Here is a 9,626-nt window from a genome sequence, read left to right on the forward strand (position 1 = left end):
CTGTACACCGTCCAGGAAGCCTGTACAGTGTCCAGGCAGAACCGTGCCGCCTTCATGCCCATCGGCACGCGTACACAGCCCGAAACCGTTCGATGAGGAATGTTCCGTGGATCACCAGACCATCTCCCGTATCGATGCCGAGCACATCTGGCATCCCTACGGTGCGATGCCGCCGAGCACCGAACCGCTGGTGGTGTCCTCGGCGCGCGGGGTGCGGCTGACGCTCGCCGACGGGCGCGAGGTGGTCGACGGTATGAGCTCCTGGTGGGCCGCAATCCACGGCTATGGCAATCCGGTGCTCGATGCCGCGGCTGTCGCGCAGCTGGGACAGATGTCGCACGTCATGTTCGGCGGACTCACGCACGAGCCCGCGGCACAGCTGGCGCAACGCTTGGTGGAATTGACCCCGGAGCCGCTACAGAAGGTGTTCTTCTGCGACTCCGGGTCGGTGTCGGTGGAAGTCGCCGCGAAGATGGCCCTGCAGTGTTGGCGGGGCCGCGGGGAACCCCGACGCACCCGGCTTCTCACCTGGCGGGGCGGCTATCACGGCGACACATTCACCCCGATGAGCGTCTGCGATCCCGACGGTGGCATGCACTCGATGTGGACCGATGTGCTCGCCGAACAGATCTTCGTGCCCGCGCCCCCGTCGGAGTACCGCGAGGGCTACGTCGAGATCCTCGACGACGCGATCGCCCGGCACGCACATGAGCTCGCTGCCGTGATCGTCGAGCCGGTGGTCCAGGGTGCCGGCGGGATGCGCTTCCACGATCCCCGCTACCTGGCGGACCTGCGTCGCATCTGCGACGAACGAGGCGTGCTGCTGATCTTCGACGAGATCGCCACCGGGTTCGGTCGCACCGGGACGATGTTCGCCGCCGAACAAGCCGGCGTCGCACCCGACATCATGTGTGTTGGCAAAGCGCTGACCGGCGGCTATTTGTCGCTGGCCGCCACCCTGTGCACCGATGAGATCGCCGCGGTCATCAGCGCCGGGGAGGCCGGCGGACTCGCTCACGGCCCGACCTTCATGGCCAACCCGCTCGCGTGCGCGATTGCGGTTGCCTCCATCGACCTGCTCGCCGACGGAACCTGGCGCGAGCAGGTGAGGCGAATCGAGCATGAACTGCGCTCCGGACTCGCGCCGCTCTCCGACGTCGACGGTGTGGTCGATGTGCGGGTCCTCGGCGCGATCGGCGTGGTCGAACTCGACCGTCCCGTCGACATGCCCGCCTCGACGTCCGCGGCGGTGCAGGCCGGCGCGTGGCTGCGTCCGTTCCGCAATCTCGTCTACGTGATGCCGCCGTTCGTCTGCACCTCCGACGACATCGGGGTGGTCGTCGACGGTGTTCGCGCGGCGGTGGCAGCGACCGTCTCGACCCCGATTCCCGTGGGAGCAAACTCATGACCACCGTTCACCCCCGCACGTCCGGGCGCCGCTCGCCGCTCGCCGAGGAGCACCTACCGCTCCCTGAGGTGCGAGGAGCGCTAGCCGCGAGCCTCGAAGGGCCGTTGACCGTGCGTCCCGCGGTCGACGACACGGGTCTCGCCTGGCTGGCCGACGCGGCCGAGGCGCGCAAGTCGGCCGGGCTGCACCGCGAGCCGCATGTGCGGCAGTCCGCCGACGGCTTGATCAACCTAGCCTCCAACGACTATCTCGGCCTGTCGACGCATCCCGACGTGGTGGCCGGTGCGCAGGCCGCCCTGGCCGAATGGGGTGCAGGGTCGACGGCGTCGAGGCTGGTCGTCGGTACCACCCAACTCCATGTCGACTTCGAGAACCAGATCGCCGACTTCCTGGGTTTCGATGCAGCGCTGGCCTTTTCGTCGGGATACCTGGCCAATGTCGGTGCCATCTGTGCACTCGCCGGTCGCGGTGACCTGATTGTCAGCGACACCGGGACACATGCCTCGCTGATCGATGGCTGCCGCCTGTCCCGTGCTCGGGTCGTCGTGGTCGATCGCGGTGATCATGAAGCGGTGCGCGATGCACTCGCCAACCGCGACGAGCAGCGCGCGCTCGTCGTCACCGACTCGGTCTACAGCATCGACGGTGAGCCTGCGCCCGTCGCAGAGTTGTACGACGCGGCACGCGCACACGGTGCCGTGCTGCTGGTCGATGAGGCGCATGCCTTCGGGGTGCGCGGCCCCGGTGGTCGGGGTCTGGTCGCCGAGGCCGGCCTGTCCGGCGCGCCGGATCTGGTGGTCACCGCGGTGATGTCGAAATCCCTTGGTGCCCAAGGGGGAGTGGTGCTCGGCACGCATGCCGTACGCGAGCATCTGATCGACTGCGCGCGGACCTTCATCTTCGACACCGGGCTCAATCCGGCTGCGGTCGGCGCGGCCAGTGCGGCACTCGCCCTGCTGAGCGCGAACCCCGACCTTCCGATCACGCTGGGCGACAACGCGCGTCGCCTTGCGCAGCGCTGCGGCGCGGCCGAACCGGCTGCAGCGGTCATCTCGATCATCATCGGCGACCCGAAGCAAGCGGTTGCTGCCGCGGCGGCCTGCCGGGATCGCGGCGTACTGATCGGGTGTTTCCGTCCACCGTCGGTGCCCGAGGGCACCTCTCGACTGCGTATCACCGTGCGGGCCGACCTCGACCACGCGACCGTCGATCATGTGGCCGACGTCGTCGATGCCGCACTGCGCGAGGTCGGTGTTCGATGAATACGGGCCCGATGAGCTCACCGACCAGCGGAGCCGTCCTCGCGGTGACCGGAACCTCGACCGACGTCGGAAAGACGATTGTCACTGCGGCGCTGGCTGTTTCGGCGCAAGCTCTCGGCGCCGATGTCGCAGTCTGCAAGCCGGTCCAGACTGGTGTGGCTCCCGGTGAGGCCGGCGACCTCGCGACGATCGTCGCCCTCGCGGGTCACCTCACCACCGTCGAATGTGCGCGGTATCCCGAACCGCTGGCCCCGGAAACCGCGGCCCGTCGCGCCGGGTTGCCGAGCGTCGACCGCGCCGACATCGCGGCGGCCGTCGATGCCCTCACCATGACCCACGAGTTGACTCTCGTCGAGGGTGCCGGCGGCGTGATGGTCCGTCTCGCACCGTCGTTGACGATCGCCGACGTCGCCGCGGATACGCAGGCAGGCGTCGTCGTGGTGGTGCAGCCCGGCCTCGGGGCGCTCAATCACGCCGAACTCACCGTCGATGCCCTTCGGGCGCGCGGCCTGCGACCGGCCGGTCTGGTGATCGGATGGTGGCCGGCCGATCCCGATCTCGCGATGCGCTGCAATCGCGACGATCTGCCGCGCCTGACCGGCGTACCGGTCGTCGGCGTGATCCCTTCCGGCGCAAGCGCGCTGGACGCCACGCACTTCCGTGCGGCCGCACCCGGATGGCTGGACGCCCAGTGGCTGCGCACCGAATTGTCGCAATCTGGCCAAACTTTGAACAACATCAAGCAAGGAGTGCTTTCGTGACCCAGGCAACCGTCGCCGCCGACACCCGCGTTCGCGATTCCGACGACATTCTCGCCATCGCGCGTGAGCAGGTTCTCGAACGAGGCGAGGGGCTCGACCAGGATCAGGTCCTGCGCGTACTTCGGCTTCCCGACGAACGACTCACCGAACTGCTGCAGCTCGCGCACGACGTGCGCATGCAGTGGTGTGGGCCGGAGGTCGAGGTCGAGGGCATCATCTCGCTGAAAACCGGTGGCTGCCCGGAGGATTGCCACTTCTGCTCGCAGTCGGGCCTGTTCGCTTCGCCGGTCCGTAGTGCATGGATCGACATCCCGTCACTGGTGGAGGCGGCCAAGCAGACCGCGAAGACCGGTGCCACCGAATTCTGCATCGTGGCCGCGGTCCGTGGTCCCGACAAGCGCCTGCTGAGCCAGGTTGCGGCGGGTATCGAGGCCATCCGCAACGAGGTCGACATCCAGATCGCCTGCAGCCTCGGCATGCTCACCCAGGAACAGGTCGACCAGCTCCGCGACATGGGTGTGCATCGGTACAACCACAACCTGGAGACCGCGCGCAGTCACTTCCCGAACGTCGTCACCACCCATACCTGGGAGGAGCGCTGGGACACGCTGCGGATGGTGCGCGAGGCCGGCATGGAGGTCTGCTGCGGCGGCATCCTCGGCATGGGGGAGAGCCTCGAGCAGCGCGCCGAGTTCGCCGCCGATCTCGCCACTCTCGAGCCCGACGAGGTGCCGCTCAACTTCCTCAACCCGCGTCCGGGAACCCCGTTCGGCGACCTCGACGTGCTGCCCGCCTCCGAGGCGCTGAAGTCGGTTGCCGCGTTCCGGTTGGCGTTGCCGCGGACCATTCTGCGGTTCGCGGGTGGCCGTGAGATCACCCTTGGTGACCTCGGCGCCAAGCAGGGCATCCTCGGCGGCATCAACGCCGTCATCGTCGGTAACTACCTGACCACTCTCGGTCGCCCTGCCGAAGACGATCTCGATCTGCTGACCGACTTGTCGATGCCGATCAAGACCCTCAACGACACCATCTGACACGCCGCCACCGCGTGCGTGACACCATCGAAGGCGTGCCCGACATGATCGACACCGTCCCCGGCCCGCTTGCCGAGCCATGCCGCTACGGCGTGTACACCGGACTCGAGCTGGAACTGCAGTCGCCCGACGCGATCCCACCTGCGGCCCGCCTGGGCCTGGAACCACCGCGGTTCTGCGGTCAGTGCGGTCGGCGCATGGTCGTTCAGGTACGGCCCGACGGCTGGCATGCGCGCTGTTCTCGGCACGGGGTCGTCGATTCCACCGAACTGGGCCGACGGTGAGGGTGCGCCGACCTTTGGGGGTTCTGCTCGCCGTCGTCGGTGTCGTGGTCCTGCTAGGTGCGGTCGCGGGTGCAACGTGGGCGGCCATCACGCCCACCGTCACCGCGACACGCGTCGACGGAGGCTTCACCCTCCCCGCCGAGCAGACGGCCAAGGCGTTCAGCGGTGTGGCCGTCTTCGGCCTGACGATGGCCGTGTACGGGCTGATCGCGGCACTGGTCGCCTGGTTCGTCGCACGGACATGGCGCGGACTGCTGGGCTATGGCGCGGTACTGGCGGCCACCATCGGCGGGTCGGCGTTGGCCATCGAGGTCGGGATGTGGATCACCGATTGGCTATACGGCGATCGGACCGGAATTGCGCTGGGGGACACCGTCGAACTCGTTCCGCGGTTGTGGCTGCGTGGCGGTACCGCACATGGCGCCGCCGAGCCGTGGACATTGCTGATCTGCGCGCCGTTTGCGCTCACCCTGGTCTACCTCGTTTGCGTACTCTCCTCGCGCACAGCCGATCTGGGTGTCGGGGATCTCGATGACCGACGACACGAATACATCGCAGCCGACGCGACGAATGATCGGGTCGCCTATGCACAGCCCACCGGCCCACAGGACGCGATCGGTCCCTCGGGAAATCCGGGTGATCCGACGCGCGGGCCTCGGTAGCATCCGCGTGCATGCCGACCACTGAGATCGTCCATGCGCGCGGACCCCGGGTTCGCCTGACCGACTTCGCCTTCGACGACCTCGACGCTGTGCATGTCATCGGTTCCGATCCGCGCGTGGTGGAGTTCACCGCTTGGGGTCCGAACACGATCGACGAGTCGCGGGATGTCCTCAACCGTGCGATGGCCGCGACCGAGGGACGCGTCCTGGTGACGACGACGACTGCGTGATTCGCTGTGCTTCGGTATCACTCGGCGGACGTTCGACGACGGGTCACATCGGCGGACGTAGCGTCGCGAACTCGTCGGTGACGCGTAATTCGTTGTCGGCGAACGCATACAGTGCCGGAGGGCGTCCGCCGGTGCGGCCGGTCTTGCCGACGGTGCCGGTCGACACCACCACGGCCCGTCGACTCAGGATGCGCAGCAGGTTTGTCGTGTCCACGGCGTAACCCAGTGCTGCACAGTAGATCTCTGACAGTTCTGACATCGGGAAGCGGGCCGGTGCGAGCGCGAAGGCGATGTTGGTGTACGACAGCTTGGCAGCCACGCGATGGCGGCCCGCCGCGATGATGTCGGCGTGGTCGTAGGCCAGCGATGGTAGTGCGTCGACCTCGTGCCAGGCGGCCTCTGCCGGGAGACGAGCGGGTGCGTCGGTGGGGACCAGCCCGATATATGTCGAGGCAATCGTCCGGATCCCGGGTACTCGGTGAGGATCGGAGAACACCGACAGCTGCTCGAGGTGGGCGACCTTGCGGACGTCCATCTTGTCGGCGAGCAGTCGTCGCGCACTCTCCGAGAGCGTCTCCGCGGCACCGACGTCGCCGCCGGGCAGGGCCCAGGCGTCGGAGGATTTCGTCAGGAGCACGCAGAGCGCCGGCGCGGTGTCCGGCTGCGTCTCGCGGACCTGAAAGACAACACTGAGCACTTCGACGCGAAGCCCCACGGATCCGTCGCCGGCTGACGAATCGGATCCCTCGGCGGACATGGCGTCGATTGTAGGGGTGACCGGTCGTCAGATGAGCGTCAGCGCGTGAGGACCAGCGCGTCGCCGTCGGTGATGGCGATGGTGTGTTCACTGTGGGCGCCGCGTGAGCCGTCGGCCGAGCGGATGGTCCAGCCGTCGGGGTCGTAAGTGATGCGATCGGTACCCAAGGTGAACCACGGCTCGAGCGCAAGGGTGAGACCCGGGCGCAGCCGCATTCCTCGCCCGCCTCGCCCGGTGTTGGCGACGTGTGGATCCTCATGCATCGTCCGACCCAGACCGTGTCCGCCGAACTGGTTGTTCACCCGGTACCCATGCGACGCCGCAACTGCTCCGATCGCGGCGGAGATGTCGCCGAGGCGATTTCCGGCGCGGGCATGGTCGATGGCCGCGGTCAGTGCCTGCTCCGTCGCGTCGATGAGCCGTTGATCCTCGGGTCGCGGGGTTCCGACGATCACGCTGCGTGCCGAATCGGCGACCCATCCGTCGATGGACACGGCGATGTCCATGCACAGGAGGTCGCCGTCGCGTAGTTCGTGATCGTGCGGCAAGCCGTGGAGCACGGCGTCGTTCACCGACAGACAGATGACGTTGCGAAACGGGCCGCGGCCGAAGGACGGTGCGTAGTCCCAATAGCAGGACACCGCGCCGCGGTCGCGGATCAGGTCGCGCGCGCGATGCTCGAGGTCGAGCAGGTTGACGCCGACGTCGGCCTTTGCGACCAGGTCGCTGAGCAGGTCGGAGATGAAGGAACCGGTCACGCCCATGGCGGCGACCTCGTCGCGGGATTTCAGCTCGACCATGTGGTTCCTTTCTCGACGATGGCGCGGTATAAAAATACCGACACTGCTTGGTATTTATATACCAGACCGACTACGTTGTGGTCATGGTTCGCAATCCGCTGACGCCTGAACAGAAGGCTGCCGGCCGACGACTTGGCGCCCGATTGCGAGAACTGCGCGGTGATCGAGGATTGAGCGGGGTCGCTGCGGCGGCCGGCATCTCGCCGGAGACACTTCGCAAGATCGAGGCCGGTCGGATGCCGACACCCGCGTTCGCGACCATCGCCGCTCTCGCTCGGGCTCTCGACGCCTCGCTGGACGATCTCGCTCGCGTCCTCGACGGGGATCGCGCGGCAGCTGTCTGATCCGAAGAGTTCAGTGACCCGCCTTCTGACCTGGGGAAACACGATACTGTGCCCGCAAAATCTCTAGGGGAAGAAGTTTCTTCCCCGAGGTTCACGGTCGTCCCCTACAAATTTCGGGGGGAAGACACCAAGGGTCGGGGACGAAGTTTCTTCCCCGACTTTTTGTGGGCGTATGTTCCTGGCGTCGCCGTCGGCGGAATGTGGCGACCGGCAATCGGTGACTGAGATCGGGCCCGTCAGCGTCCGCTTCCGGGATATACCCGGAGGACCACCGTCAGGGGCCCGATCCTGGCCACCGGCCCAACCTCCAAACCTTCCCGCCTCCACGATCGTCGGCAACGCCGACGGAGAAACGCTGACTCGAAGAGTTAGGGTGACCAACGTCGTGACCTGGGGAAATGCTCGGCCGGCACCAGGTCGGGTGCGGCCTGGGCTTGTGTCTGGTCACTTCGCGCGTCGAGCTGCGAGAACTCGAGTTGAGTTGGAGAACGCGAGTGCTGCAGCACTCGCGTTCTCCAACTCGGCACTGGTTGTCGCGATTCAGAAACCGCGTGTCTGGTCAGAAACCCGAGGGGCACCAGCGGTTTCTGGCCACACCCGCGGTTTCTGCGCGACGCGGCCGTACGTCTCCCGATTTGCACGACCGCCGCGGTTGCCGGGAATGGCCCAAGTGTGGCGAGTGTTACGATGAACAGCGTTTTCGATCACCAGTCGAAAACCTCCCGGGATGCGGACCGTGTACCGGGAACCCGCCCCGGAATCCGGGGCAGGCGACAGGAGTGGCAATGAGCATCATCAGCGACCGCCCGGCCGGGCTGACCAGCACCCCGGGACTGTTGGACGCGCAGTGGTACGACACCCCGGCCGGCTATGCCGGCGTGGAGCCAACCCAGGAGTGGGCCGACGAGGTCCGACGACTCGCTCGGGCACGCAACGCCACGTTGCTCGCGCACAACTACGAACTGCCCGCCATCCAGGACGTCGCCGACCACGTCGGTGACTCGCTTGCACTGTCGCGCATCGCCGCCGAGGTCGACTCCGACGAGATCGTGTTCTGCGGTGTGCACTTCATGGCCGAGACCGCCAAGATCCTGAGCCCCGACAAGCGCGTCCTCATCCCCGACGCGCGGGCCGGTTGCTCGCTGGCCGACTCGATCACCGCCGACGACCTGCGCGAGTGGAAGGCCGAGTTCCCCGACGCCGTCGTCGTGTCGTATGTGAACACGACGGCCGAGGTGAAGGGACTCACCGACATCTGCTGCACGTCGTCGAACGCCGTCGACGTGGTCGCCTCGATCGACCCCGACCGTGACGTGCTCTTCCTGCCGGATCAGTTCCTCGGCGCCCACGTCAAGCGCGAGACCGGCCGCGACAACATCCACATCTGGGCCGGCGAGTGCCACGTGCACGCGGGCATCAACGGTGACGAACTCACCGAGCAGGCCGCCAGCCACCCCGACGCCGACCTGTTCATCCACCCCGAATGCGGTTGCGCCACATCGGCTCTCTACCTTGCCGGCGAAGGCGCGGTGCCCGACAACCGGGTCAAGATCCTCTCCACCGGCGGCATGATCGACGCTGCACGCGAGACAGGCGCCAAGCAGGTCCTGGTGGCGACCGAGGTCGGCATGCTGCATCAGTTGCGTAAGGCCGCGCCCGGCATCGACTTCCAGGCCGTCAACGACCGCGCGTCGTGCCCCTACATGAAGATGATCACGCCGGCCGCTCTGCTGCGTGCGCTTCGCGAGGGTCGCGACGAGGTATTCGTCGCCGACGACGTCGCCGAACGCGCACGACGCAGCGTCGAGCGGATGATCGCGATCGGCAACCCCGGCTCCGGTGAGTGAGGTCGGTTTCGTCGGCCAGGCCGTCGCCGGCGACACCCTCGACCTTCCGATCACCGACGAGGTCCGGGCGCTGATCCGCACCGCGCTCGACGAGGATCTCCGCTACGGACCCGACGTCACATCGGCCGCCACGGTGCCCGCCGATGCGGTGACCGACGGCGCCTTCGTGAGCGGCGGCGAAGGTGTGTTCGCGGGAGTGCTGGTGGTCATGGCCGTCTTCGACGTGGTGATTGTCCC

The 9,626-nt window shown here is 67.2% G+C and carries 11 protein-coding genes and 1 pseudogene; 10 read left to right on the forward strand and 2 right to left on the reverse strand.

Annotation, left to right across the window (positions count from 1 at the left end):
- The first annotated feature begins 106 nt into the window (after positions 1–106).
- From ABZW74_RS04715 to ABZW74_RS04745, 7 genes are read left to right on the forward strand one after another with little or no spacing between them, the layout of a single operon-like run.
- On the forward strand, positions 107–1,408 hold the full coding sequence (locus ABZW74_RS04715) for an adenosylmethionine--8-amino-7-oxononanoate transaminase (RefSeq protein WP_355274391.1): 1,302 nt from the start codon (positions 107–109) through the stop codon (positions 1,406–1,408).
- The gene (locus ABZW74_RS04720) at positions 1,405–2,670 is read left to right on the forward strand and encodes an 8-amino-7-oxononanoate synthase (RefSeq protein WP_355274394.1); all 1,266 of its coding nucleotides are present in this window, start codon (positions 1,405–1,407) and stop codon (positions 2,668–2,670) included. Before ABZW74_RS04715 ends, ABZW74_RS04720 begins: the two co-directional genes overlap by 4 nt.
- A gap of 11 nt (positions 2,671–2,681) precedes the next feature.
- Positions 2,682–3,431 carry a dethiobiotin synthase gene (bioD, locus tag ABZW74_RS04725; RefSeq protein WP_355274396.1) on the forward strand — a complete coding sequence of 250 codons (750 nt, stop codon included), beginning with the start codon at positions 2,682–2,684 and terminating at the stop codon, positions 3,429–3,431.
- On the forward strand, positions 3,428–4,465 hold the full coding sequence (gene bioB, locus ABZW74_RS04730; RefSeq protein WP_355274399.1) for a biotin synthase BioB: 1,038 nt from the start codon (positions 3,428–3,430) through the stop codon (positions 4,463–4,465). The genes bioD and bioB overlap by 4 nt, the downstream gene beginning before the upstream one ends.
- A 44-nt stretch (positions 4,466–4,509) precedes the next feature.
- The gene (locus ABZW74_RS04735) at positions 4,510–4,749 is read left to right on the forward strand and encodes a hypothetical protein (RefSeq protein ID WP_240856037.1); all 240 of its coding nucleotides are present in this window, start codon (positions 4,510–4,512) and stop codon (positions 4,747–4,749) included.
- A 2-nt stretch (positions 4,750–4,751) separates the two neighbouring features.
- Positions 4,752–5,411, forward strand: a complete 660-nt coding sequence (locus tag ABZW74_RS04740; protein ID WP_355274402.1) for a DUF2567 domain-containing protein — start codon at positions 4,752–4,754, stop codon at positions 5,409–5,411.
- Between the two features lie 11 nt (positions 5,412–5,422).
- Positions 5,423–5,641: a hypothetical protein gene (locus tag ABZW74_RS04745; protein ID WP_355274405.1), complete on the forward strand. Its 219-nt coding sequence runs from the start codon at positions 5,423–5,425 to the stop codon at positions 5,639–5,641.
- 43 nt (positions 5,642–5,684) lie between these two features.
- Here the strand turns inward: ABZW74_RS04745 and ABZW74_RS04750 are convergent, their stop codons facing one another.
- Positions 5,685–6,398: an NUDIX domain-containing protein gene (locus tag ABZW74_RS04750; RefSeq protein WP_240855897.1), complete on the reverse strand. Its 714-nt coding sequence runs from the start codon at positions 6,396–6,398 to the stop codon at positions 5,685–5,687.
- A gap of 38 nt (positions 6,399–6,436) precedes the next feature.
- Positions 6,437–7,198, reverse strand: coding sequence for a type I methionyl aminopeptidase (map, locus tag ABZW74_RS04755; protein ID WP_240855896.1), 762 nt, complete (start codon positions 7,196–7,198; stop codon positions 6,437–6,439).
- Positions 7,199–7,281: 83 nt separating this feature from the next.
- On the opposite strand from map, the gene ABZW74_RS04760 reads away from it, so the two are divergent.
- The 3 genes and pseudogenes from ABZW74_RS04760 to ABZW74_RS04770 form a co-directional block, all read left to right on the forward strand.
- Entirely contained in the window at positions 7,282–7,542 is a 261-nt protein-coding gene (locus ABZW74_RS04760) for a helix-turn-helix transcriptional regulator (RefSeq protein WP_240855894.1), read from the forward strand.
- 785 nt (positions 7,543–8,327) lie between these two features.
- Positions 8,328–9,389, forward strand: a complete 1,062-nt coding sequence (gene nadA / locus ABZW74_RS04765) for a quinolinate synthase NadA (RefSeq protein ID WP_240855892.1) — start codon at positions 8,328–8,330, stop codon at positions 9,387–9,389.
- Positions 9,382–9,626, forward strand: a pseudogene (locus tag ABZW74_RS04770) (nicotinate-nucleotide diphosphorylase (carboxylating)); the annotation flags it as partial. The gene nadA and the pseudogene ABZW74_RS04770, both read left to right, overlap by 8 nt.

The sequence above is a fragment of the Gordonia sp. NPDC003585 genome (assembly GCF_040610755.1).
In the GTDB taxonomy this organism is placed as follows: domain Bacteria; phylum Actinomycetota; class Actinomycetes; order Mycobacteriales; family Mycobacteriaceae; genus Gordonia.

Bases quoted from the DNA above. Each gene is read 5' to 3' on its own strand.
- ABZW74_RS04720 (WP_355274394.1), top strand. From the start codon at position 1,405: ATGACCACCGTTCACCCCCGCACGTCCGGGCGCCGCTCGCCGCTCGCC.
- bioD (WP_355274396.1), top strand. From the start codon at position 2,682: ATGAGCTCACCGACCAGCGGAGCCGTCCTCGCGGTGACCGGAACCTCG.
- ABZW74_RS04735 (WP_240856037.1), top strand. From the start codon at position 4,510: ATGATCGACACCGTCCCCGGCCCGCTTGCCGAGCCATGCCGCTACGGC.
- ABZW74_RS04745 (WP_355274405.1), top strand. From the start codon at position 5,423: ATGCCGACCACTGAGATCGTCCATGCGCGCGGACCCCGGGTTCGCCTG.
- ABZW74_RS04750 (WP_240855897.1), bottom strand. From the start codon at position 6,398: ATGTCCGCCGAGGGATCCGATTCGTCAGCCGGCGACGGATCCGTGGGG.
- map (WP_240855896.1), bottom strand. From the start codon at position 7,198: ATGGTCGAGCTGAAATCCCGCGACGAGGTCGCCGCCATGGGCGTGACC.
- ABZW74_RS04760 (WP_240855894.1), top strand. From the start codon at position 7,282: ATGGTTCGCAATCCGCTGACGCCTGAACAGAAGGCTGCCGGCCGACGA.
- nadA (WP_240855892.1), top strand. From the start codon at position 8,328: ATGAGCATCATCAGCGACCGCCCGGCCGGGCTGACCAGCACCCCGGGA.